Source organism: Micromonospora sp. HB375 (genome assembly GCF_017872985.1).
Taxonomy (GTDB): Bacteria; Actinomycetota; Actinomycetes; order Mycobacteriales; family Micromonosporaceae; genus Micromonospora; species Micromonospora chalcea.
This window is the reverse complement of the sequence record NZ_JAGGJO010000001.1, coordinates 6,216,870-6,236,965: the sequence shown is the minus strand read 5'-3', so window position 1 is coordinate 6,236,965 and position 20,096 is coordinate 6,216,870. Positions and strand designations below refer to the sequence as shown.

Genomic DNA, 20,096 nt, shown 5'->3' with positions numbered 1-20,096 from the left:
GGCCTTCCGGCCGGAAAGGCTGTCGACAGAGTCCTAAGCGCCGAACGGCGCGCCGGGGCGAACGAACCAAGAAAGTCCACAGGAGGACACCAGTGGCGAAGGCGAAGTTCGAGCGGACTAAGCCGCACGTCAACATCGGCACCATTGGTCACATCGACCACGGTAAGACGACGCTGACGGCGGCCATCACCAAGGTCCTGCACGACCAGTACCCGGACCTGAACCCGTACACGCCGTTCGACGAGATCGACAAGGCGCCGGAGGAGAAGGCCCGCGGCATCACGATCTCCATCGCGCACGTCGAGTACCAGACCGAGGCGCGTCACTACGCGCACGTCGACTGCCCCGGTCACGCCGACTACATCAAGAACATGATCACCGGTGCCGCGCAGATGGACGGCGCGATCCTGGTGGTGGCGGCGACCGACGGCCCGATGCCGCAGACCCGCGAGCACGTGCTGCTGGCCCGTCAGGTCGGTGTGCCGTACATCGTCGTGGCGCTCAACAAGAGCGACATGGTCGACGACGAGGAGCTCCTGGAGCTCGTCGAGCTCGAGGTCCGTGAGCTGCTCTCCTCGCAGGAGTACCCGGGTGACGACCTGCCGGTCGTCCGGGTCTCGGCGCTGAAGGCCCTGGAGGGTGACCCGGAGTGGACCGGGAAGCTCCTGGACCTGATGAACGCCGTGGACACCGCGATCCCGCAGCCGGAGCGCGAGACCGAGAAGCCGTTCCTCATGCCCATCGAGGACGTCTTCACGATCACCGGTCGCGGCACCGTGGTGACCGGTCGCGCCGAGCGCGGCATCCTCAAGCCGAACGAGGAGGTGGAGATCGTCGGCATCCGTGAGAAGTCGATGAAGACCACCTGCACCGGCATCGAGATGTTCCGCAAGCTGCTCGACGAGGCCCGCGCGGGTGAGAACGTCGGTCTGCTGCTGCGCGGCATCAAGCGCGAGGACGTCGAGCGCGGCATGGTCGTCATCAAGCCGGGCACCACGACCCCGCACACGGAGTTCGAGGCGACGGTCTACATCCTCTCCAAGGAGGAGGGCGGCCGGCACACCCCGTTCTTCCAGAACTACCGCCCGCAGTTCTACTTCCGGACCACGGACGTCACCGGCGTCGTCACGCTGCCCGAGGGCACCGAGATGGTCATGCCGGGCGACAACACCTCGATGACGGTGAAGCTGATCCAGCCCATCGCCATGGAGGAGAACCTGAAGTTCGCGATCCGCGAGGGTGGTCGTACGGTCGGCGCGGGTCGCGTCACCAAGATCATCAAGTGAGCTGGGTAACCCCGATTAGCGTCGCCGCCGGTCGTGCGGCATACTAGTCAGGTTGCGTAACGACAGTCGGTCGCCTGCGTCCGGTTAACGCTGGACCTCCGGGAGTCAGACTGTCTCGCGTAGGGTGGTTGATCGCCATCGGCGGTCAACCACCCTCGCGCGGCGTCCAGGTCGCGGCCCCCGCGATCGGCGCCATGACCCACCGCGTGGTCAGAGAATCGCTCCGGAGTCCCGGGGCGGAGCCTGGCCCACGGGCGCGACACGCCCGACCGCGGGGGTCGGCGGAAGTGGGCCTGTGCCAGCCGGTACAGGCGCCCGCAACACAGCGGCATCGAGAGAAGGAACAGAAGCCACCATGGCGGGACAGAAGATCCGCATCCGGCTCAAGGCCTATGACCACGAGGTCGTCGACTCCTCGGCTCGGAAGATCGTCGAGACGGTGACGCGTACCGGGGCGCAGGTCGCTGGCCCGGTGCCGCTGCCCACGGAGATCAACCGTTTCTGCGTCATCCGCTCGCCGCACAAGTACAAGGACTCGCGCGAGCACTTCGAGATGCGTACGCACAAGCGTCTGATCGACATCATCGACCCGACCCCGAAGACGGTCGACTCGCTCATGCGCCTCGACCTGCCGGCTGGCGTCGACATCGAGATCAAGCTGTAGGGACCGGACAAATGGACAGGCAAGTCAAGGGGATCCTGGGCGCCAAGCTCGGCATGACCCAGGTCTGGGACAACAACAAGGTTGTGCCCGTGACCGTGGTTCAGGCCGGCCCGTGCGTCGTGAGCCAGGTTCGTAGCGCCGACAAGGACGGCTACTCCGCGGTCCAGCTGGCGTACGGGGTCATCGACCCGCGCAAGGTCAAGAAGCCGATCGCCGGGCACTACGCCAAGGCGGACGTCGCGCCGCGCCGGCACATCGTCGAGCTGCGCACCTCCGACGCCGCGGACTACGCGCCCGGCCAGGAGGTCACGGTCGAGGAGTTCCCGGCCGGCGCCGTGATCGACGTGACCGGCAAGACCAAGGGCAAGGGCTACGCCGGCCCGATGAAGCGGCACGGCTTCCACGGTCTGCGCGCCAGCCACGGTGTCGAGCGCAAGCACCGCTCGCCCGGCTCGATCGGCGCCTGCGCGACCCCGGGTCGCGTCTTCAAGGGCACCCGGATGGCGGGCCGGATGGGTGGCGTGCGCTACACCGTCCAGAACCTGACCGTCCAGGCGGTCGACACCGAGAACAACCTCCTGCTCGTCCGCGGCGCCATCCCTGGCCCGAAGGGCGCGCTGGTCCTGGTCCGCACCGCGGCCAAGGCGAAGGTGAAGAAGGGCGGTGCGGCCAAGTGACCACCGTTGACGTGATCAACGTCGAAGGCGCCAAGAGCGGCTCCGTGGAGCTGCCGGCCGACATCTTCGACGCGCAGGCCAACATCGCCCTGATGCACCAGGTCGTGGTGGCCCAGCTCGCGGCGGCCCGCCAGGGCACGCACAAGACGAAGACCCGCGGCGAGGTCTCCGGTGGAGGCAAGAAGCCGTACAAGCAGAAGGGCACCGGTCGTGCCCGCCAGGGCTCGACCCGCGCGCCGCAGTTCGCCGGCGGTGGCGTGGTCCACGGCCCGGTGCCGCGCGACTACAGCCAGCGCACCCCGAAGAAGATGAAGGCCGCCGCCCTGCGTGGCGCCCTCTCCGACCGGGCCCGCGCCGGCCAGGTGCACGTCGTCGAGGCGTTCGTCTCGGGCGAGAAGCCGTCCACCAAGGCGGCCCTGGCCACGCTGACCAAGCTGACCCAGGCCCGTCGGGTCCTGGTCGTGCTGAGCAGCACCGACGAGCTGAACTGGGTGTCGCTGCGGAACCTGCGCAACGCGCGGGACAGCCGGGTGCACCTGATCGAGGCCGGCCAGCTCAACACCTACGACGTGCTGGTGGCCGACGACGTGGTCTTCACCAAGGAGGCCCTGGACGAGTTCCTGGGCGTTCCCGCCGAGACCACCGAGGAGGATGGCAAGTGAGCACGATCGCCGATCCGCGTGACGTCATCGTCGCGCCGGTCGTCTCGGAGAAGAGCTACAGCGAGCTGAACCGCAACTGGTACACCTTCCTGGTGCACCCGGACGCCAACAAGACCGAGATCAAGATCGCTATCCAGCAGATCTTCAACGTCCGCGTCCTGACGGTCAACACGCTCAACCGCGAGGGCAAGCGCAAGCGGACCCGTACCGGGTTCGGCAAGCGCAAGGACACCAAGCGCGCGATGGTGAAGCTGGCTGACGGTGACCGTATCGAGGCCTTCGGCGGCCCGGTCAGCTGAGGGGTGTAGACAATGGCTATCCGTAAGTACAAGCCGACGACGCCGGGCCGGCGTGGCTCGAGCGTTGCCGACTTCGCCGAGATCACCCGGTCGACGCCCGAGAAGTCGCTGCTGGCTCCGCTGCCGAAGAAGGGCGGACGCAACGCCCACGGCCGGATCACCACGCGGCACCACGGCGGCGGTCACAAGCGCCAGTACCGTCTGATCGACTTCAAGCGGGTCGACAAGGACGGCGTGCCGGCGAAGGTCGCCCACATCGAGTACGACCCGAACCGCACCGCGCGCATCGCGCTGCTGCACTACGCCGACGGCGAGAAGCGCTACATCATCGCGCCGAAGGACCTGAAGCAGGGCGACCGCGTCGAGTCCGGTCCGGGCGCCGACATCAAGCCGGGCAACAACCTGCCGCTGCGCAACATCCCGGTCGGTACCACCATCCACAACGTGGAGCTGCGTCCGGGCGGCGGCGCCAAGCTGGCCCGGTCGGCCGGCGTCGGCATCCAGCTGCTCGGCCGTGAGGGCGCGTACGCGACCCTGCGTATGCCGTCCGGTGAGATCCGGCGTGTGGACGTGCGCTGCCGCGCCAGCATCGGCGAGATCGGCAACGCCGACCAGTCGAACATCAACTGGGGTAAGGCCGGCCGTATGCGGTGGAAGGGCAAGCGCCCGACCGTCCGTGGTGTCGCGATGAACCCGGTCGACCACCCGCACGGTGGTGGTGAGGGTAAGACCTCCGGTGGTCGCCACCCGGTCAACCCGCAGGGTAAGCCCGAGGGCCGCACCCGTCGTAAGGGCCAGCCGAGCGACCGGCTGATCGTCCGCCGCCGCTACGCCACGCGTAAGCGCGGCTGAGGGAGATAAGACATGCCTCGCAGCCTGAAGAAGGGCCCGTTCGTCGACGACCACCTGCTCAAGAAGGTGGAGACGCAGAACGACAAGGGCTCGAAGAACGTGATCAAGACCTGGTCGCGCCGCTCGACGATCATCCCGGAGATGCTGGGTCACACGATCGCCGTGCACGACGGACGCAAGCACGTCCCGGTCTTCGTGACCGAGGCCATGGTCGGGCACAAGCTCGGCGAGTTCGCGCTGACCCGCACGTTCAAGGGTCACGAGAAGGACGACCGGAAGAGCCGCCGGCGCTGACGCCGCGGGCATACGGATAGAGGAACAAGGGGTTACAGCGATGCCAGGAAAGGGCGACGCTCCGGTGCTTCCGGGCGCGCGGGCGGTTGCGCGGCACGTGCGCATCTCGCCGATGAAGGCGCGCCGGGTGGTCAACCTCGTCCGCGGCCTGCCCGCGAAGGAGGCGCTCACGGTGCTGCAGTTCGCGCCGCAGGCTGCGAGCGAGCAGGTGTACAAGGTGCTCGCGAGCGCGATCGCCAACGCGGAGAACAACGAGCGGCTGGACCCCGACGCGCTGCTCGTCAGTGAGGCGTTCGTCGACGAGGGCCCGACCATGAAGCGGTTCCGGCCGCGTGCGCAGGGCCGGGCGTACCGGATCCGCAAGCGCACCTGCCACATCACCGTGGCGGTCGAGGCGGTCGCGCCGGCCGCGCCGAAGAAGTCGGCGAAGAAGGCCGCTCCGGCCAAGCCGGCCGCCGAGGAGCAGAGCACGACGGAGGGTGCCGAGTAATGGGTCAGAAGGTTCACCCGACCGGGTTCCGGCTCGGCATCTCGACCGACTGGAAGTCCCGCTGGTTCGCGGACAAGCTCTACAAGGACTACATCGGCGAGGACGTCAAGATCCGCCGCATGATGTCCAAGGGCCTCGAGCGCGCCGGCATCTCCAAGGTCGACATCGAGCGCACCCGGGACCGGGTCCGCGTCGACATCCACACCGCCCGGCCGGGCATCGTCATCGGCCGTAAGGGTGCGGAGGCCGACCGGATCCGCGGCGAGCTGGAGAAGCTCACCGGCAAGCAGGTCCAGCTGAACATCATCGAGGTCAAGAACCCCGAGTCGGACGCGCAGCTGGTCGCCCAGGGCGTTGCCGAGCAGCTGTCCAGCCGGGTCAGCTTCCGTCGGGCCATGCGCAAGGCGATGCAGTCCGCGATGAAGAACCCCGCCTGCAAGGGCATCCGGGTTCAGGTCTCGGGCCGTCTCGGCGGCGCCGAGATGAGCCGGACCGAGTTCTACCGCGAGGGCCGGGTTCCGCTGCACACGCTGCGGGCCAACATCGAGTACGGCTTCTTCGAGGCCCGTACCACCTTCGGCCGGATCGGCGTGAAGGTCTGGATCTACAAGGGCGACGCCGTCCCGGGCCGCGAGGCCCCGGCCGAGGCCGCCCCGTCGCGCGGCCCGCGCCGCGACCGTGGCGACCGGCCGGACCGGCCGCGCCGTGGCCGCTCGGGCTCGTCCGGTACGACCGCCGGTGGCACCGAGGCCGGCCGGGCTGCCGCGACCACCATCGCGCAGCAGGCGGAGACGCCGGCCGGTGAGCCGGTCGACAGCAGCGCTGTCGCCGCAGCCGCCTCGGCTCCGGTCGGTAACCAGCCGGCAGAAACGCAGCAGGAGGGCTGACAGATGCTGATGCCGCGCAAGCCCCCGAAGGGCTTCCGCAAGCCGCACCACCCGGACCGCAGCGGCGCGTCCAAGGGTGGTAACCGGGTGGTGTTCGGCGAGTTCGGGATCCAGGCTCTCGAGCCGGCGTACGTGACCAACCGCCAGATCGAGTCGGCGCGTATCGCGATGACCCGTCACATCAAGCGTGGCGGCAAGGTCTGGATCACGATCTTCCCGGACCAGGCCCTCACCAAGAAGCCGGCCGAGACCCGGATGGGTTCCGGTAAGGGTTCGCCCGAGTGGTGGGTCGCCAACGTGAAGCCGGGGCGGGTCCTCTTCGAGATGTCCTTCCCCAACGAGCAGATCGCGCGAGAGGCGATGCGTCGCGCGATCCACAAGCTCCCGATGAAGTGCCGCATTGTTACGCGCGAAGTGGGTGAATCCTGATGGCAGCGGGCGTCAAGCCCTCCGAGCTGCGTGAGCTCTCCGAGGAGGAGCTGGTCACGAAGTTGCGCGAGGCTAAGGCGGAGCTGTTCAACCTCCGCGTGCAGGCCGCAACCGGGCAGCTGGACAACAACCGGCGGCTGCAGGTCATCCGTCGGGAGATCGCCCGGATCTACACGATCATGCGTGAGCGTGAGCTGGGTCTCTCGGCCGCGCCGACTGAGGTGACTGCATCATGAGTGAGAACACCACCGCCCCCGCGCGGGCCCGCCGCAAGGTTCGCGAGGGCCTCGTGGTCAGCGACAAGATGGACAAGACCGTCGTGGTCGAGGTCGAGGACCGCGTCAAGCACGCGCTGTACGGCAAGATCATGCGCCGTACGAGCAAGCTGAAGGTGCACGACGAGCAGAACTCGGCCGGCATCGGCGACCGGGTCCTGATCATGGAGACCCGGCCGCTGTCCGCCACCAAGCGCTGGCGGCTCGTGGAGATCCTCGAGAAGGCCAAGTAGCGAAGGCTCGAGCTCGGCCGGGTCTCGGTCGGGCGCAGGTTCCGCCAGGCTCCGGCCGCCCTGAGCGGCCGGAGAACCGGCAGACATAGGAGATAGACGTGATTCAGCAGGAGTCGCGACTGCGCGTCGCCGACAACACGGGTGCCCGGGAGATCCTGTGCATCCGGGTGCTCGGCGGCTCCGGTCGGCGCTACGCGAGCATCGGCGACGTCATCGTGGCGACCGTCAAGGACGCGATCCCCGGTGCCGGTGTGAAGAAGGGCGACGTCGTCAAGGCTGTCGTCGTTCGGACCGCCAAGGAGAAGCGGCGGCCGGACGGGTCGTACATCCGCTTCGACGAGAACGCCGCCGTCATCATCAAGGACGGTGGGGACCCGCGCGGTACCCGTATCTTCGGCCCGGTCGGCCGGGAGCTGCGGGACAAGCGGTTCATGAAGATCATCTCTCTCGCGCCGGAGGTGTTGTGACCGTGAAGGTCAAGAAGGGCGACACGGTCGTCGTCATCGCCGGCAAGGACAAGGGTGCCAAGGGCAAGGTCATCGCGGCCTACCCGCGGCAGGACAAGGTCCTGGTCGAGGGCGTGAACCGGGTCAAGAAGCACACCCGTATCAGCACCACCCAGCGTGGCGCCAAGACCGGTGGCATCGTCACCCAGGAGGCCCCGATCCACGTCTCGAACGTGATGGTCCTGGACTCCGACGGCAAGCCGACCCGCGTCGGCTACCGGATCGACGACAACGGCCAGAAGGTCCGCATCGCGCGTAGCACCGGTAAGGACCTCTGATGACCACGGCTACCGAAACCAAGACCCTGCCGCGCCTCAAGGAGCGGTACCGCAACGAGGTGGTGGCCGAGCTGCAGAAGCAGTTCGAGTTCGCCAACCCGATGCAGGTGCCGCGGCTGGTCAAGATCGTCGTCAACATGGGTGTCGGCGAGGCTGCTCGCGACGCCAAGCTGATCGACGGGGCCGTTCGCGATCTGGCCACCATCACCGGCCAGAAGCCGCAGGTCCGGCGGGCCACCAAGTCCATCGCGCAGTTCAAGCTCCGCGAGGGCATGCCGATCGGCGCGAAGGTCACCCTCCGCGGCGACCGGATGTGGGAGTTCCTGGACCGGCTGCTCTCGATCGCGCTGCCGCGTATCCGCGACTTCCGCGGCCTGGACGGGCGCAAGCTCGACGGGCACGGCAACTACACGTTCGGCCTGACCGAGCAGTCGGTGTTCCACGAGATCGATCAGGACAAGATCGATCGCCAGCGGGGCATGGACATCACGGTGGTCACGACCGCCACGACCGACGACGAGGGCCGGGCGCTGCTCAAGCTCCTGGGCTTCCCGTTCAAGGAGAACTGAGATGGCCAAGAAGGCGCTGATCCTCAAGGCGGCCGCGAAGCCGAAGTTCTCGGTTCGCGCGTACACCCGCTGCCAGCGGTGCGGGCGTCCGAAGGCGGTCTACCGCAAGTTCGGTCTCTGCCGGGTGTGCATCCGGGAGATGGCCCACCGCGGTGAGCTGCCCGGCGTGTCCAAGGCTTCCTGGTAATAGCCCGGCGCGCTCCGGCGCGTCAGCTGAACTGTCTCTTCGCCGTAGGCCCCGGGCCTGGCCCGGGGAACCCCGGCGAGAAAGGTTGACGAGTTTTCATGACGATGACCGACCCGATCGCAGACATGCTCACGCGTCTGCGTAACGCCAACCAGGCGTACCACGACCGGGTGACGATGCCCTACTCGAAGATCAAGGCGAACATCGCCGAGGTCCTCAAGGCCGAGGGTTACATCGCCACCTGGTCGGTCGAGGAGCCCGAGGAGGGCGCCGTCGGCAAGCGACTGGTCGTCGAGCTGAAGTACGGCCAGAACCGCGAGCGGAGCCTGGCCGGCATCAAGCGCGTGTCCAAGCCCGGTCTCCGGGTGTACGCCAAGTCGGACGGGCTCCCGCGGGTGCTCGGCGGGCTGGGCGTGGCGATCATTTCGACGTCCCAGGGGCTGCTCACCGACCGGCAGGCCCGCAAGCGGAGCGTTGGCGGGGAAGTCCTCGCCTTCGTCTGGTAACGGGAGACAGGTAGAAATGTCGCGTATTGGACGTAAGTCGATCCCGGTGCCTGCCGGCGTCGACATCACGATCGACGGCCGGACCGTCAAGGTCAAGGGCCCCAAGGGCGAACTGAGCCACGTGCTGGCCGAGCCGATCACGGCGGAGCGGGGCGAGGACGGCGAGCTGCACGTCAACCGGCCCAACGACGAGCGCAAGGCCAAGGAGCTGCACGGCCTGAGCCGGACGCTGGTGGCCAACATGATCGTCGGCGTGACCGAGGGCTACCGCAAGAGCCTGGAGATCGCCGGCACCGGTTACCGCGTGACCGCCAAGGGCAAGGACCTGGAGTTCGCGCTCGGGTTCTCGCACCCGGTCCTCGTGCCGGCGCCGGAGGGCATCACCTTCACGGTCGAGAAGCCGACGCTGTTCCACGTGGCCGGCATCGACAAGCAGCAGGTCGGTGAGGTCGCCGCCAACATCCGGAAGATCCGCCCGCCGGAGCCCTACAAGGGCAAGGGCGTGAAGTACCAGGGCGAGGTCATCCGCCGCAAGGCTGGTAAGGCGGGCAAGAAGTGACCGCGGCCATCAACACCCGGGCGAGGTCGTCCGCCGGCCGTGAGGCCGTGAGAAAGGCAGGTAAGAAGTGAGCGCCACGCTGCTCAAGCGCCGCCGCGGCGTCGCCGCCAAGCGTGCCGTCGGGCGTGCGCGTCGGCACTTCCGGGTCCGCAAGAACGTCAGCGGCACCGCCGAGCGTCCCCGCCTCGTCGTCACCCGCTCCCTGCGGCACATGGTGGCCCAGGTCGTGGACGACACCAAGGGTCACACCCTGGCGTCGGCCTCGACCATGGACGCCTCGCTGCGCGGCGCCGAGGGCGACAAGAGCGCCCTGGCCGGCAAGGTCGGTGCCCTGCTCGCCGAGCGCGCCAAGGCCGCCGGCGTCTCGAAGGTCGTCTTCGACCGCGGTGGCAACCGGTACGCGGGGCGTGTCGCCGCGCTTGCCGACGCCGCCCGCGAAGCCGGGCTCGAGTTCTAGAAACCCCGTCACGAGAGAGAAGGAAGGCTGCTGATGCCAGGTCAACAGCGCCGTGGCGGCGGGTCCGGTGGCAACGAGGGTGGTCGCCGCGACAACCGCCGTGAGGGCGGCCGCGGAAACGCGCCCGTCGAGAAGACCCCGCACCTCGAGCGGGTCGTCGCGATCAACCGCGTCGCCAAGGTCGTGAAGGGTGGTCGTCGCTTCAGCTTCACCGCCCTGGTGATCGTGGGCGACGGCGACGGCACCGTCGGTGTGGGCTACGGAAAGGCCAAGGAGGTGCCCGCGGCGATCGCCAAGGGTGTCGAGGAGGCCAAGAAGCACTTCTTCAAGGTGCCGCGGATCGGTCAGTCGATCCCGCACCCGGTCACGGGCGAGGACGCGGCCGGTGTCGTGCTGCTCAAGCCGGCCTCCGCCGGTACGGGTGTCATCGCCGGTGGTCCGGTGCGTGCCGTGCTGGAGTGCGCGGGCATCCACGACGTGCTCTCCAAGAGCCTCGGCTCGTCCAACCCGATCAACATCGTGCACGCCACGGTGGCGGCCCTGAAGGGGCTCGAGTCCCCGGAGCAGGTCGCGGCCCGTCGTGGTCTGCCGGTCGAGGACGTCGCGCCGGCCGCCATGCTGGCGTCGCGGGCGGGGGTGGCGTCCTGATGGCACGCCTGAAGGTCACCCAGGTCCGGTCCGAGATCGGGACCAAGAAGAACCAGCGTGACTCGCTGCGTTCGCTCGGTCTCAAGCGGATCAACGACGTGGTGGTCAAGGAGGACCGGCCGGAGATCCGCGGCATGATCTTCACGGTCAACCACCTCGTGAAGGTCGAGGAGGTCGAGTAATGACGATCAAGGTGCACCACCTGCGTCCGGCTCCGGGTGCCAAGACCGACAAGACCCGCGTGGGTCGCGGTGAGGGCTCGAAGGGCAAGACCGCCGGTCGCGGTACCAAGGGTTCGAAGGCCCGGAAGAACATCTCGCCGGCGTTCGAGGGTGGGCAGATGCCCATCCACATGCGCCTGCCGAAGATGAAGGGCTTCAAGAACAAGTTCAAGGTCGTGTTCCAGGTGGTCAACCTGGACCGGCTGGCCGAGCTGTTCCCGAACGGCGGCCAGGTCGGCCCGGTCGAGCTGGTCGAGGCCGGCGCGGTCCGCAAGGGTCACCCGGTCAAGGTGCTCGGCACCGGCGACCTCGGTGGCGTGTCTCTCCAGGTCTCGGCGCACGCGTTCAGCGCGTCGGCCAAGGAGAAGATCACCGCCGCCGGTGGCTCGGTCACCGAGCTGTAAGGCGATGTTCATGGCGCCCGCTCAGTTGTTCGCAACTGGGCGGGCGCCATGGTCTACCGGCCACGTGTGCGCCGGGTAACATCGGATTCGTTTTATGTAGCCGGGCACATCTGCCCGGAGGGGGATCGGACTGTTAGAGTCCGTTCCCAGCCATGGAATCCGGGCACGCCGCCCGGCCACACCACCCCGCCCCGCCAGGATTCGTCACCGGCGGCCCGCGTCGCGCAGGAGGAAGAAGTTGCTGTCCGCCTTTCTCAGTGCGTTCCGTACGCCTGACCTGCGCAAGAAGCTGCTGTTCACAGTAGGCATCATCGCGGTCTACCGGCTGGGCGCCACGATGCCCAGCCCAGGCGTCTCGTACGGCAACGTGCAGAAGTGTCTCGACACCATCCAGGGTGGCAGCACCGGCGTGCTCAACCTGCTGGATCTCTTCTCCGGTGGCGCGCTGCTCCAGCTCTCGGTCTTCGCGCTGGGCATCATGCCCTACATCACCGCGTCGATCATCCTGCAGCTGCTGACGGTGGTGATCCCGCGCCTGGAGCAGCTCCGCAAGGAGGGCCAGGCCGGGCAGGCCAAGATCACGCAGTACACCCGCTACCTGACGCTGGGTCTGGGCGTTCTGCAGGCCTCGGCGTTCGTGGCGCTGGCCCGCTCCGGGCAGCTGTTCAACAACCAGTGCGACCAGTTCCCGATCGTGCCCCGCGGCACCGGCATCCCGGACTGGCTGACGCTGACGATCCTGGTCATGACCATGACCGCCGGCACCGGCGTGGTGATGTGGCTCGGCGAGCTGATCACCGACCGGGGCGTCGGCAACGGCATGTCCGTGCTGATCTTCACCTCGATCGCGGCCCGGCTCCCCAGTGAGGGCTGGAAGATCAAGACCACCAAGGGCTGGGGGATGTTCCTCCTCGTCATCGCCCTGGTGCTGGTGGTCATCACCGCTGTCACGTTCATCGAGCAGGCGCAGCGCCGCATCCCGGTGCAGTACGCCAAGCGCATGATCGGCCGGCGGATGTACGGCGGCACGTCGACCTACATCCCGCTGAAGGTGAACCAGGCCGGCGTCATCCCGGTCATCTTCGCCTCGTCGCTGCTCTACCTGCCGCAGCTCGCGCTCCAGTTCTTCGATCAGAACGACCCGGGCAAGGTCCAGGCGTGGATCCAGAACCACATCGTGAAGGCGAGCGCGCCGGAGCACATCGCGATCTACTTCCTGCTGATCATCTTCTTCACGTACTTCTACGTGTCGATCACGTTCAACCCGACCGAGGTCGCGGACAACATGAAGAAGTACGGCGGCTTCGTGCCGGGTATCCGCCCCGGCAAGCCGACCGCCGAGTACCTCGACTTCATCCTCAGCCGGATCACCCTGCCGGGCGCGCTCTACCTGGGCATCGTCGCGATCCTGCCGAACTTCTTCTTCATCTGGCTGGACAACCAGCAGTTCCAGAACTTCCCGTTCGGCGGCACCGCTGTGCTGATCATGGTTGGCGTCGGTCTGGAGACCGTGAAGCAGATCGAAAGCCAACTCATGCAGCGGAACTACGAAGGGTTCCTGCGGTAGATGCGACTCGTTCTGGTTGGCCCGCCGGGCGCGGGCAAAGGCACACAGGCGGAGTTCATCGCCGCTCACCTCTCGGTGCCGAAGATCTCGACCGGTGACATCTTCCGGGCGAACGTCTCCCAGGGCACGCCCCTGGGAGTCGAGGCCAAGCGGTACATGGACGCCGGCAAGCTGGTCCCGGACGAGGTCACCATCAACATGGTGCGTGACCGGCTCGCCGAGCCGGACGCGAGCGAGGGCTTCCTGCTCGACGGCTTCCCGCGGACCACGCCGCAGGCCGCCGCGCTGGACAAGCTCCTCGCCGACCTCGGCACCGCGCTGGACCTGGTCCTGGAACTGGTCGTCGACGACGACGAGGTGATCCGGCGGCTGTCCGGCCGGCGCACCTGCCGGGGCTGCGGCAAGATCTGGCACGTCGAGTTCGACGCGACCAGCCGGGAGGGCATCTGCGACCGCTGCGGCGCGGAGCTGTTCCAGCGGGACGACGACAAGCCGGAGACCATCGCCGCCCGGCTGCGCGAGTACGCCGAGAAGACCGCGCCGCTGGTCGACTACTACGGCGCCCAGGGCAAGCTGGTCGGCATCGACGCGACCGGTCCGGTGGAGGACGTCACCGTCCGCGCCATCGACGCGCTGCGCTCGTACGGCGGCTGAGGTCCCACCCGCCACCCGGCGGATAGAGTGCGAACAGCGGGGTACGTGCGACGTGCCCCGCTGCTCCGCGTACGCGCGACGAAAGGTAACCACCACCATGCGCCGTCACCAGCTGGACATCCAGCTGAAGACCCCCGAGCAGATCGAGCTGATGCGGGCCGCCGGTCTGGTCGTCGCCCGTGCCCTGCGCCGGATGCGGGAAGCGGTGGCGCCGGGCGTGTCGACGGCAGACCTGGACGCGATCGCCGAGTCGACGATCCGCGAGGCCGGCGCGGTGCCGTCCTTCAAGGGCTACCACGGCTTCCCGGCGTCGATCTGCTCCTCGGTCAACCAGCAGGTGGTGCACGCCATCCCGTCGCCGCAGCAGGTGCTGCGCGAGGGTGACCTGATCTCGATCGACTGCGGCGCGGTGCTGGACGGCTGGCACGGCGACGCGGCCGTCACGGTGCCGGTCGGCGAGGTCGACCCGGCGCTGCTGAGGATGACGGCGGTGGCCGAGGACGCGATGTGGGCCGGGATCGCGGCGGCGGCGCGCGGGGCGGCCTCGGGCAAGGGCCGGCTCACCGACATCTCCCACGCGGTCGAGAGCGCGGTCCGCAAGGGCGGCCGGTACGGCATCGTCGACGGCTACGGCGGTCACGGCATCGGCACCGAGATGCACCAGGACCCGCACGTGCTCAACCACGGGCGCCCCGGCAAGGGGCCGCGTCTGGTGCCGGGCCTGGCGCTCGCCATCGAGCCGATGATCACCATGGGTTCGCCGCGTACGGTCGAGCTGGCCGACGGCTGGACCGTGGTGACCCGGGACGGCTCCATGGCGGTGCACGTGGAGCACTCGATGGCGCTGCTGGACGACGGCGTGTGGGTGCTGACCGCCGAGGACGGCGGACGGGGGCGCCTGGGCGACCTGGTGACCGCCCGGCAGACGTCTGTCGACTCTCCGGCGGTCTGAGCGGACGCACGCCCGTCCCGGGCGCCGTGCTGCGGGCCTGGCGGCCGGATGACATGCTTGCTCCCATGGATGAGCGCAACCGGATGCGGGCGGCCGACGCGGACCGGGAGGCCACCGCGGATCGTCTCCGGGCGGCGCTGAACGAGGGCCGGCTCGACCTGAACGAGTACGACGAGCGGCTGCGCCGGGCGTACGGGGCGAAGACCTACGGCGAGCTGGACGAGCTGCTGACCGACCTGCCCGGTTCCCGGCCGGCGGAGACTTCGCTGCCGGCTCCGCGCACGGCCGGGAAGAGCCCGGCGGTTGATCGGGACCAGGCGGCCGAGAGCACGCGCAGCGTCTGGCTGCTGGGGGTGTGGGGGCCCTGGCTGAAGGTGGCCCTGATCCTCACCGCGATCTGGTTCGTCTCCCAGCTGGGTGAGGGCGAGTTCGACGACTACTGGCCGATCTGGGTGCTCGGCCCGTGGGGCGCCGTGGTGCTCTACCAGACGATCCAGGGGCTGGCGCACGGCGCGCCGGAGAAGGACGCGGAGCGCCGGCGGCGCAAGCAAGTCGAGCGGGAGGCGCGCCGCCGGGCGAAGCGGGAGCTGCCGGAGACGTGAGCTGCGTCATATTCACGCCCTGCGGGTGACGGTCCCGCCGGTCGGTTTGGCGAGCGCGCGCGGGTCGGCGTACACTTTCAGATCGGCGCACAGCGTCCACTCCGCCATGCCCACCCTGCGCTTCGGTGGGAGTCGGAGCCGCGGCTGGCGCGGGTTTCCTGATCTTGGTCAGTTCTCCCGTGTAAGACGTTGTGGGCCGTCCGGAGTAACCGACGTCAGGACAGCGGAGGACATGCCGAAAAAAGACGGAGCCATCGAGATCGAGGGTCGGGTCATCGAGCCCCTGCCGAACGCCATGTTCCGGGTGGAGCTCGCGAACGGTCACAAGGTGCTGGCTCACATCAGCGGCAAGATGCGGCAGCACTACATCCGCATCCTGCCGGAGGACCGGGTCGTCGTCGAACTCTCGCCGTACGACCTGACCCGCGGGCGCATCGTCTACCGCTACAAGTAAGCCTGACGGCGGCCGGGACGTTCCCGTGTCCGTCTTCGACGTCCGGGTCGCGCTGCGTCGCGCCTCCGGGCCAGATGGGAAGTAAGGCAACCGTGAAGGTCAAGCCGAGCGTCAAGAGGATCTGCAACAAGTGCCGGGTGATCCGCCGGCACGGCCGGGTCATGGTCATCTGCACCGACCCGCGCCACAAGCAGCGCCAGGGCTGACGCCCCACACATCACCAACTCGTCCCAGCCGCGGTCGGGCGCGCAGCGCGTACCCCCTCGTGGTTGACCCCCGGTCGGAGGCCGGGGCCCGCTCGGGCAGCGACCCGTCCCGGTCGCCGGCGTTCGTCGCCGGAAGGACAGGGAGGGTCGGGTAGCGGGGTGGGACGGGTCCACACCTCCGCCACAACATCACGAGGAGTACGCCCGCACATGGCACGTCTAGTCGGCGTGGATCTCCCCCGCGAGAAGCGGATGGAGATCGCGCTCACCTACATCTTCGGGGTCGGTCGCACCCGCGCCCTGGAGACGCTCGCCGCGACCGGCATCTCGCCGGACAAGCGCGTTCGGGACCTCACGGACGAGGAGCTCGTCGAGCTCCGGAACCACATCGAGGGCAACTACAAGGTTGAAGGCGACCTGCGCCGCGAGGTCGCCGCTGACATCCGCCGCAAGGTCGAGATCGGCTGCTACGCCGGTATCCGGCACCGCCGCGGTCTGCCCGTGCGTGGCCAGCGCACCAAGACCAACGCGCGGACCCGGAAGGGCCCGAAGCGGACCGTGGCCGGCAAGAAGAAGCCCGGCAAGAAGTAACTAGGAGCGCACAGACTTATGCCACCGAAGGCTCGTGCCGGAGCCGCCGTCAAGAAGGTCCGGCGCAAGGAACGCAAGAACGTCGCCCACGGGCAGGCGCACATCAAGAGCACCTTCAACAACACCATCGTGTCCATCACGGACCCGACCGGTGCGGTCATCTCCTGGGCCTCCTCCGGCCAGGTCGGCTTCAAGGGCTCCCGCAAGTCGACTCCGTTCGCCGCGCAGCTCGCCGCCGAGGCCGCCGCGCGCCGCGCGATGGAGCACGGCATGCGCAAGGTCGACGTGTTCGTCAAGGGCCCCGGCTCCGGCCGGGAGACCGCCATCCGTTCGCTGCAGGCAGTGGGCCTCGAGGTCGGGCAGATCTCCGACGTCACGCCGCAGCCGCACAACGGGTGCCGTCCGCCGAAGCGTCGCCGGGTCTGAGAGGTTAGAGAGAGATGGCTCGTTACACCGGTGCTGACTGCCGCCGTTGCCGGCGGGAGAAGATGAAGCTGTTCCTCAAGGGCAGCAAGTGCGATGGCCCGAAGTGCCCGTTCGAGTCCCGGCCGTTCCCGCCCGGGCAGCACGGCCGCGGCCGCACGAAGGAGACGGAGTACCTGCTCCAGCTTCGTGAGAAGCAGAAGGCCCGTCGTGTCTACGGCGTGCTGGAGAAGCAGTTCCGCGGCTACTACGAAGAGGCCGTGAGCAAGGAGGCCAAGACCGGCGAGGTCCTGCTGCAGATCCTCGAGTCGCGGCTGGACAACGTGGTCTACCGGGCCGGCTACGCCAAGTCCCGGGACATGGCCCGCCAGCTGGTCAAGCACGGCCACTTCACGGTGAACGGCAAGAAGGTCGACATCCCGTCGTACCGCGTCAAGGAGCACGACATCGTCGAGGTGCGTGCCAAGAGCAAGGAGCTCACCCCGTTCCTCGTGGCGCAGGGTGAGGCCGGCTCGCGGACCGTTCCGGCGTGGCTGGAGGCGATCCCGAGCCAGCTGAAGATCCTCGTGCACTCGCTCCCGGCCCGCCAGGTGATCGACACCCAGGTCCAGGAGCAGCTGATCGTCGAGCTCTACTCCAAGTAAGGGCTCGTTGCGGTGGCCCGTCCTCCGGGGCGGGCCACCGGAACAGTTGTGTCGTGGGCGTCAAATAGCGGGCGCCCCGGAAGAGAAGAGAAAAGATGCTCATCAGCCAGCGACCGTCTCTCTCCGAAGAGTCGATCAACGAGACCCGCTCCCGGTTCACCATCGAGCCGCTGGAGCCCGGCTTCGGCTACACGCTGGGCAACTCGCTGCGGCGTACGCTGCTGTCCTCCATCCCCGGTGCGGCGGTCACCTCGATCAAGATCGACGGTGTGCTGCACGAGTTCACCACGATCCCCGGGGTCAAGGAGGACGTGGTCGAGCTCGTCATGAACATCAAGGAGCTGTGCGTCAGCTCCGAGCACGACGAGCCGGTCAGCATGTACCTGCGCAAGCAGGGCCCGGGCGACGTGACCGCCGGTGACATCCAGCCCCCGGCCGGTGTCTCGGTGCACAACCCGGACCTGAAGCTCGCCACCCTCAACGGCAAGGGCCGGCTCGACATGGAGCTGACCGTCGAGCGGGGTCGCGGCTACGTCACCGCGGCGCAGAACAAGCAGGCGGGCGCCGAGATCGGCCGGATCCCGGTCGACTCGATCTACTCGCCGGTGCTCAAGGTGACGTACCGGGTCGAGGCGACCCGTGTCGAGCAGCGGACCGACTTCGACCGGCTGATCATCGACGTCGAGACCAAGCCGTCGATGGGCCCGCGTACCGCGCTGGCCTCGGCCGGCTCGACGCTGGTGGAGCTGTTCGGGCTCGCCCGTGAGCTGGATGAGACCGCTGAGGGCATCGACATCGGGCCGTCCCCGCAGGACGCCCAGCTGGCGGCCGACCTGGCCCTGCCGATCGAGGAGCTGGACCTGACCGTCCGCTCCTACAACTGCCTCAAGCGCGAGGGCATCAACTCCGTTGGTGAGCTCATCGGGCGTACCGAGGCCGACCTCCTCGACATCCGCAACTTCGGCCAGAAGTCGATCGACGAGGTCAAGATGAAGCTCGCCGGGATGGGCCTGGGGCTGAAGGACTCGGCTCCGAACTTCGACCCGGCGCACGTCGTGGACGCCTTCGGTGAGGCGGACTACGACACCGACGACTACCGCGAGACCGAGCAGCTCTAGTCCGCGCTGCCGCCACACCTGAGGAGCACCAAGCATGCCCACGCCCACCAAGGGCCCCCGCCTCGGCGGCAGCCCCGCGCACGAGCGGCTGATGCTGGCCAACCTGGCCACCGCGCTGTTCCAGCACGGCAAGATCCAGACCACCGAGACGAAGGCCCGGCGGCTGCGTCCGCTGGCCGAGCAGCTCATCACCAAGGCCAAGCGCGGCGACCTCGCCTCGCGTCGCCGGGTGCTGGGCGTCGTCAAGGACAAGGACGTGGTCTACGCCCTGTTCGACCAGATCGCGCCCCGGTACGCCAACCGCAACGGTGGCTACACCCGGATCGTGAAGACCGGTCCGCGCAAGGGTGACGCCGCTCCGATGGCGATCATCGAGCTGGTGGAGGAGCTTCAGGTCGCCGAGCCGAAGGCGAACAAGAAGACCGCCGCCCGCAAGGCCGCGCAGCAGGACAAGGTCGAGGCCCTGGCCCCGGCCGAGGAGAAGCCGCGCTCCAGCGAGGGCGACCAGGACGCCGAGGCCCCGGTCTCCGCGTCGGGTGACACCGCCGCCGCCCGTGAGGACAGCGACGAGGCCACCGAGAACGACAAGGCCTGAGATCAGGCTCGACCGGGCCCGGCATCCCCTCGGGGGTGCCGGGCCCGTCGCCGTCGACAGGAGGTACGAGGTGGACGAGCGGATCCGGCTTCGGCTGGACGTCTCGTACGACGGCACGGACTTCTCCGGCTGGGCGCCCCAGCCGACCCGGCGCACCGTGGCCGGCGTGCTCATGCAGACGCTGGACCTGGTGCTCGGCGCGGGCACGGCGACCGGCCTGACGGTGGCCGGGCGTACCGACGCCGGGGTGCACGCCACCGGGCAGGTCTGCCACCTCGACCTGCCCGCCGCGGTGTGGCGGGAGCACGAGGGGCGGCTGCTGCGCCGGCTGGCCCGGCTCCTCCCGCCGGATGTGCGGGTACGCGCCATGACCGAGGTGCCGGCCGACTTCGACGCCCGCTTCTCGGCCACGTTCCGGCGTTACGAGTACCGGGTCACCGACGCCCCGTGGGGCGCCGAGCCGCTGCGCCGCCGGGACACCCTGGCCTGGCCGAAGCCGCTGGACCTCGCGGCGCTGAACGCCGCCGCGGCCGGGCTGGTGGGCGAGCACGACTTCGCCGCGTACTGCCGGCGCAAGGAGAACGCCACCACGCTGCGCGAGGTGACCCGGCTGGACTGGCGGCGCGACCCGGACGGGATCCTGGTCGCCACCGTGCAGGCCGACGCGTTCTGCCAGAACATGGTGCGCAGCCTGGTCGGGGCGATGCTGGTGGCCGGTGACGGGCGGCGGCCGGTGCAGTGGCCGGCCGGCCTGCTGACCCGGCGTGAGCGCTCCAGCGAGGTGACTGTGGCGCCCGCGCACGGCCTCGCCCTGGTCGCTGTGGGCTACCCGGCCGACCCGGCCGAGTACGCCCGCCGCGCCGATCTGACCCGCCGGTTGCGGGTGCCGGTGGCCGAGGGCTGACCG

The 20,096-nt window shown here is 68.7% G+C and carries 34 protein-coding genes; all 34 read left to right on the top strand.

Annotation, left to right across the window (positions count from 1 at the left end):
- Nucleotides 1-92: 92 nt before the first annotated feature.
- The 34 genes from tuf to truA all read left to right on the top strand — a co-directional run bounded on the left by tuf (nucleotide 93) and on the right by truA (nucleotide 20,093).
- The gene (gene tuf / locus J3R08_RS27680; RefSeq protein WP_013288635.1) at nucleotides 93-1,286 is read left to right on the top strand and encodes an elongation factor Tu; all 1,194 of its coding nucleotides are present in this window, start codon (nucleotides 93-95) and stop codon (nucleotides 1,284-1,286) included.
- 355 nt (nucleotides 1,287-1,641) lie between these two features.
- Complete coding sequence (rpsJ, locus tag J3R08_RS27675; protein ID WP_007073037.1) at nucleotides 1,642-1,950, top strand: 30S ribosomal protein S10; 309 nt, start codon at nucleotides 1,642-1,644, stop codon at nucleotides 1,948-1,950.
- A gap of 11 nt (nucleotides 1,951-1,961) precedes the next feature.
- The gene (gene rplC, locus J3R08_RS27670) at nucleotides 1,962-2,627 is read left to right on the top strand and encodes a 50S ribosomal protein L3 (RefSeq protein WP_030501609.1); all 666 of its coding nucleotides are present in this window, start codon (nucleotides 1,962-1,964) and stop codon (nucleotides 2,625-2,627) included.
- Nucleotides 2,624-3,289 (top strand): 50S ribosomal protein L4, encoded by a 666-nt coding sequence (rplD, locus tag J3R08_RS27665; RefSeq protein ID WP_013288633.1) that lies wholly within the window; start codon nucleotides 2,624-2,626, stop codon nucleotides 3,287-3,289. The genes rplC and rplD overlap by 4 nt, the downstream gene beginning before the upstream one ends.
- Nucleotides 3,286-3,588: a 50S ribosomal protein L23 gene (gene rplW, locus J3R08_RS27660; RefSeq protein WP_013288632.1), complete on the top strand. Its 303-nt coding sequence runs from the start codon at nucleotides 3,286-3,288 to the stop codon at nucleotides 3,586-3,588. The genes rplD and rplW overlap by 4 nt, the downstream gene beginning before the upstream one ends.
- 12 nt (nucleotides 3,589-3,600) lie before the next feature.
- The gene (gene rplB, locus J3R08_RS27655; RefSeq protein WP_013288631.1) at nucleotides 3,601-4,440 is read left to right on the top strand and encodes a 50S ribosomal protein L2; all 840 of its coding nucleotides are present in this window, start codon (nucleotides 3,601-3,603) and stop codon (nucleotides 4,438-4,440) included.
- Between the two features lie 12 nt (nucleotides 4,441-4,452).
- A complete protein-coding gene (gene rpsS, locus J3R08_RS27650; RefSeq protein ID WP_007073032.1) occupies nucleotides 4,453-4,734 on the top strand; it encodes a 30S ribosomal protein S19 in 282 nt (93 codons plus the stop codon).
- A gap of 40 nt (nucleotides 4,735-4,774) precedes the next feature.
- Nucleotides 4,775-5,224: a 50S ribosomal protein L22 gene (rplV, locus tag J3R08_RS27645; RefSeq protein WP_018784552.1), complete on the top strand. Its 450-nt coding sequence runs from the start codon at nucleotides 4,775-4,777 to the stop codon at nucleotides 5,222-5,224.
- Nucleotides 5,224-6,111: a 30S ribosomal protein S3 gene (gene rpsC, locus J3R08_RS27640; protein WP_013473694.1), complete on the top strand. Its 888-nt coding sequence runs from the start codon at nucleotides 5,224-5,226 to the stop codon at nucleotides 6,109-6,111. Before rplV ends, rpsC begins: the two co-directional genes overlap by 1 nt.
- A gap of 3 nt (nucleotides 6,112-6,114) precedes the next feature.
- On the top strand, nucleotides 6,115-6,540 hold the full coding sequence (rplP, locus tag J3R08_RS27635; protein WP_007465292.1) for a 50S ribosomal protein L16: 426 nt from the start codon (nucleotides 6,115-6,117) through the stop codon (nucleotides 6,538-6,540).
- A complete protein-coding gene (gene rpmC, locus J3R08_RS27630) occupies nucleotides 6,540-6,776 on the top strand; it encodes a 50S ribosomal protein L29 (protein WP_013288628.1) in 237 nt (78 codons plus the stop codon). Before rplP ends, rpmC begins: the two co-directional genes overlap by 1 nt.
- Nucleotides 6,773-7,048, top strand: coding sequence for a 30S ribosomal protein S17 (rpsQ, locus tag J3R08_RS27625; RefSeq protein WP_030501606.1), 276 nt, complete (start codon nucleotides 6,773-6,775; stop codon nucleotides 7,046-7,048). Before rpmC ends, rpsQ begins: the two co-directional genes overlap by 4 nt.
- 98 nt (nucleotides 7,049-7,146) lie before the next feature.
- The gene (rplN, locus tag J3R08_RS27620) at nucleotides 7,147-7,515 is read left to right on the top strand and encodes a 50S ribosomal protein L14 (RefSeq protein ID WP_007073026.1); all 369 of its coding nucleotides are present in this window, start codon (nucleotides 7,147-7,149) and stop codon (nucleotides 7,513-7,515) included.
- Nucleotides 7,512-7,832 (top strand): 50S ribosomal protein L24, encoded by a 321-nt coding sequence (rplX, locus tag J3R08_RS27615; RefSeq protein WP_013288626.1) that lies wholly within the window; start codon nucleotides 7,512-7,514, stop codon nucleotides 7,830-7,832. The genes rplN and rplX overlap by 4 nt, the downstream gene beginning before the upstream one ends.
- A complete protein-coding gene (rplE, locus tag J3R08_RS27610; protein ID WP_018784556.1) occupies nucleotides 7,832-8,401 on the top strand; it encodes a 50S ribosomal protein L5 in 570 nt (189 codons plus the stop codon). Before rplX ends, rplE begins: the two co-directional genes overlap by 1 nt.
- A gap of 1 nt (nucleotide 8,402) precedes the next feature.
- Nucleotides 8,403-8,588 carry a type Z 30S ribosomal protein S14 gene (locus tag J3R08_RS27605; protein ID WP_007073023.1) on the top strand — a complete coding sequence of 62 codons (186 nt, stop codon included), beginning with the start codon at nucleotides 8,403-8,405 and terminating at the stop codon, nucleotides 8,586-8,588.
- Nucleotides 8,589-8,686: 98 nt separating this feature from the next.
- Nucleotides 8,687-9,094: a 30S ribosomal protein S8 gene (gene rpsH, locus J3R08_RS27600; RefSeq protein WP_013288624.1), complete on the top strand. Its 408-nt coding sequence runs from the start codon at nucleotides 8,687-8,689 to the stop codon at nucleotides 9,092-9,094.
- Between the two features lie 16 nt (nucleotides 9,095-9,110).
- Nucleotides 9,111-9,653: a 50S ribosomal protein L6 gene (rplF, locus tag J3R08_RS27595; RefSeq protein WP_013288623.1), complete on the top strand. Its 543-nt coding sequence runs from the start codon at nucleotides 9,111-9,113 to the stop codon at nucleotides 9,651-9,653.
- A 67-nt stretch (nucleotides 9,654-9,720) separates the two neighbouring features.
- On the top strand, nucleotides 9,721-10,110 hold the full coding sequence (rplR, locus tag J3R08_RS27590; RefSeq protein ID WP_030501605.1) for a 50S ribosomal protein L18: 390 nt from the start codon (nucleotides 9,721-9,723) through the stop codon (nucleotides 10,108-10,110).
- 33 nt (nucleotides 10,111-10,143) lie between these two features.
- Nucleotides 10,144-10,758, top strand: a complete 615-nt coding sequence (gene rpsE / locus J3R08_RS27585) for a 30S ribosomal protein S5 (protein WP_013288621.1) — start codon at nucleotides 10,144-10,146, stop codon at nucleotides 10,756-10,758.
- The gene (rpmD, locus tag J3R08_RS27580) at nucleotides 10,758-10,940 is read left to right on the top strand and encodes a 50S ribosomal protein L30 (protein ID WP_013473693.1); all 183 of its coding nucleotides are present in this window, start codon (nucleotides 10,758-10,760) and stop codon (nucleotides 10,938-10,940) included. Before rpsE ends, rpmD begins: the two co-directional genes overlap by 1 nt.
- Nucleotides 10,940-11,383 (top strand): 50S ribosomal protein L15, encoded by a 444-nt coding sequence (rplO, locus tag J3R08_RS27575; RefSeq protein ID WP_018784561.1) that lies wholly within the window; start codon nucleotides 10,940-10,942, stop codon nucleotides 11,381-11,383. The genes rpmD and rplO overlap by 1 nt, the downstream gene beginning before the upstream one ends.
- 238 nt (nucleotides 11,384-11,621) lie before the next feature.
- On the top strand, nucleotides 11,622-12,950 hold the full coding sequence (gene secY, locus J3R08_RS27570; RefSeq protein WP_043328244.1) for a preprotein translocase subunit SecY: 1,329 nt from the start codon (nucleotides 11,622-11,624) through the stop codon (nucleotides 12,948-12,950).
- On the top strand, nucleotides 12,951-13,604 hold the full coding sequence (locus J3R08_RS27565) for an adenylate kinase (RefSeq protein ID WP_030501603.1): 654 nt from the start codon (nucleotides 12,951-12,953) through the stop codon (nucleotides 13,602-13,604).
- 97 nt (nucleotides 13,605-13,701) lie between these two features.
- Complete coding sequence (gene map, locus J3R08_RS27560; protein WP_030501602.1) at nucleotides 13,702-14,556, top strand: type I methionyl aminopeptidase; 855 nt, start codon at nucleotides 13,702-13,704, stop codon at nucleotides 14,554-14,556.
- 83 nt (nucleotides 14,557-14,639) lie between these two features.
- Nucleotides 14,640-15,158 (top strand): DUF1707 domain-containing protein, encoded by a 519-nt coding sequence (locus tag J3R08_RS27555; protein ID WP_113973624.1) that lies wholly within the window; start codon nucleotides 14,640-14,642, stop codon nucleotides 15,156-15,158.
- 232 nt (nucleotides 15,159-15,390) lie between these two features.
- Nucleotides 15,391-15,612: a translation initiation factor IF-1 gene (gene infA, locus J3R08_RS27550; RefSeq protein ID WP_007073013.1), complete on the top strand. Its 222-nt coding sequence runs from the start codon at nucleotides 15,391-15,393 to the stop codon at nucleotides 15,610-15,612.
- A 92-nt stretch (nucleotides 15,613-15,704) separates the two neighbouring features.
- Complete coding sequence (gene rpmJ, locus J3R08_RS27545) at nucleotides 15,705-15,818, top strand: 50S ribosomal protein L36 (RefSeq protein WP_012184307.1); 114 nt, start codon at nucleotides 15,705-15,707, stop codon at nucleotides 15,816-15,818.
- A 210-nt stretch (nucleotides 15,819-16,028) separates the two neighbouring features.
- On the top strand, nucleotides 16,029-16,409 hold the full coding sequence (rpsM, locus tag J3R08_RS27540) for a 30S ribosomal protein S13 (protein ID WP_013288614.1): 381 nt from the start codon (nucleotides 16,029-16,031) through the stop codon (nucleotides 16,407-16,409).
- Between the two features lie 18 nt (nucleotides 16,410-16,427).
- Nucleotides 16,428-16,835, top strand: coding sequence for a 30S ribosomal protein S11 (rpsK, locus tag J3R08_RS27535; protein ID WP_013288613.1), 408 nt, complete (start codon nucleotides 16,428-16,430; stop codon nucleotides 16,833-16,835).
- A gap of 14 nt (nucleotides 16,836-16,849) precedes the next feature.
- On the top strand, nucleotides 16,850-17,476 hold the full coding sequence (gene rpsD, locus J3R08_RS27530; protein WP_018784565.1) for a 30S ribosomal protein S4: 627 nt from the start codon (nucleotides 16,850-16,852) through the stop codon (nucleotides 17,474-17,476).
- A 95-nt stretch (nucleotides 17,477-17,571) separates the two neighbouring features.
- Nucleotides 17,572-18,594 (top strand): DNA-directed RNA polymerase subunit alpha, encoded by a 1,023-nt coding sequence (locus J3R08_RS27525; protein ID WP_007073009.1) that lies wholly within the window; start codon nucleotides 17,572-17,574, stop codon nucleotides 18,592-18,594.
- Nucleotides 18,595-18,628: 34 nt separating this feature from the next.
- A complete protein-coding gene (rplQ, locus tag J3R08_RS27520) occupies nucleotides 18,629-19,189 on the top strand; it encodes a 50S ribosomal protein L17 (protein WP_030501600.1) in 561 nt (186 codons plus the stop codon).
- A 70-nt stretch (nucleotides 19,190-19,259) separates the two neighbouring features.
- Entirely contained in the window at nucleotides 19,260-20,093 is an 834-nt protein-coding gene (gene truA / locus J3R08_RS27515) for a tRNA pseudouridine(38-40) synthase TruA (RefSeq protein ID WP_043328248.1), read from the top strand.
- The last annotated feature ends 3 nt before the right edge of the window (nucleotides 20,094-20,096 follow it).

What these genes read in the sequence shown, in the direction of transcription:
- rpsK (WP_013288613.1), top strand. Translation starts at nt 16,428, where the DNA reads ATGCCACCGAAGGCTCGTGCCGGAGCCGCCGTCAAGAAGGTCCGGCGC.
- rpsJ (WP_007073037.1), top strand. Translation starts at nt 1,642, where the DNA reads ATGGCGGGACAGAAGATCCGCATCCGGCTCAAGGCCTATGACCACGAG.
- J3R08_RS27555 (WP_113973624.1), top strand. Translation starts at nt 14,640, where the DNA reads ATGCGGGCGGCCGACGCGGACCGGGAGGCCACCGCGGATCGTCTCCGG.
- rpmD (WP_013473693.1), top strand. Translation starts at nt 10,758, where the DNA reads ATGGCACGCCTGAAGGTCACCCAGGTCCGGTCCGAGATCGGGACCAAG.
- rplO (WP_018784561.1), top strand. Translation starts at nt 10,940, where the DNA reads ATGACGATCAAGGTGCACCACCTGCGTCCGGCTCCGGGTGCCAAGACC.
- map (WP_030501602.1), top strand. Translation starts at nt 13,702, where the DNA reads ATGCGCCGTCACCAGCTGGACATCCAGCTGAAGACCCCCGAGCAGATC.
- infA (WP_007073013.1), top strand. Translation starts at nt 15,391, where the DNA reads ATGCCGAAAAAAGACGGAGCCATCGAGATCGAGGGTCGGGTCATCGAG.
- rpsM (WP_013288614.1), top strand. Translation starts at nt 16,029, where the DNA reads ATGGCACGTCTAGTCGGCGTGGATCTCCCCCGCGAGAAGCGGATGGAG.
- rpsH (WP_013288624.1), top strand. Translation starts at nt 8,687, where the DNA reads ATGACGATGACCGACCCGATCGCAGACATGCTCACGCGTCTGCGTAAC.
- rpsD (WP_018784565.1), top strand. Translation starts at nt 16,850, where the DNA reads ATGGCTCGTTACACCGGTGCTGACTGCCGCCGTTGCCGGCGGGAGAAG.
- rplF (WP_013288623.1), top strand. Translation starts at nt 9,111, where the DNA reads ATGTCGCGTATTGGACGTAAGTCGATCCCGGTGCCTGCCGGCGTCGAC.
- rpsQ (WP_030501606.1), top strand. Translation starts at nt 6,773, where the DNA reads ATGAGTGAGAACACCACCGCCCCCGCGCGGGCCCGCCGCAAGGTTCGC.
- rpsC (WP_013473694.1), top strand. Translation starts at nt 5,224, where the DNA reads ATGGGTCAGAAGGTTCACCCGACCGGGTTCCGGCTCGGCATCTCGACC.
- rpmC (WP_013288628.1), top strand. Translation starts at nt 6,540, where the DNA reads ATGGCAGCGGGCGTCAAGCCCTCCGAGCTGCGTGAGCTCTCCGAGGAG.
- J3R08_RS27605 (WP_007073023.1), top strand. Translation starts at nt 8,403, where the DNA reads ATGGCCAAGAAGGCGCTGATCCTCAAGGCGGCCGCGAAGCCGAAGTTC.
- J3R08_RS27525 (WP_007073009.1), top strand. Translation starts at nt 17,572, where the DNA reads ATGCTCATCAGCCAGCGACCGTCTCTCTCCGAAGAGTCGATCAACGAG.
- rplQ (WP_030501600.1), top strand. Translation starts at nt 18,629, where the DNA reads ATGCCCACGCCCACCAAGGGCCCCCGCCTCGGCGGCAGCCCCGCGCAC.
- rplB (WP_013288631.1), top strand. Translation starts at nt 3,601, where the DNA reads ATGGCTATCCGTAAGTACAAGCCGACGACGCCGGGCCGGCGTGGCTCG.
- rplC (WP_030501609.1), top strand. Translation starts at nt 1,962, where the DNA reads ATGGACAGGCAAGTCAAGGGGATCCTGGGCGCCAAGCTCGGCATGACC.
- rplV (WP_018784552.1), top strand. Translation starts at nt 4,775, where the DNA reads ATGCCAGGAAAGGGCGACGCTCCGGTGCTTCCGGGCGCGCGGGCGGTT.
- rpsE (WP_013288621.1), top strand. Translation starts at nt 10,144, where the DNA reads ATGCCAGGTCAACAGCGCCGTGGCGGCGGGTCCGGTGGCAACGAGGGT.
- rplE (WP_018784556.1), top strand. Translation starts at nt 7,832, where the DNA reads ATGACCACGGCTACCGAAACCAAGACCCTGCCGCGCCTCAAGGAGCGG.
- rpsS (WP_007073032.1), top strand. Translation starts at nt 4,453, where the DNA reads ATGCCTCGCAGCCTGAAGAAGGGCCCGTTCGTCGACGACCACCTGCTC.
- J3R08_RS27565 (WP_030501603.1), top strand. Translation starts at nt 12,951, where the DNA reads ATGCGACTCGTTCTGGTTGGCCCGCCGGGCGCGGGCAAAGGCACACAG.
- rplP (WP_007465292.1), top strand. Translation starts at nt 6,115, where the DNA reads ATGCTGATGCCGCGCAAGCCCCCGAAGGGCTTCCGCAAGCCGCACCAC.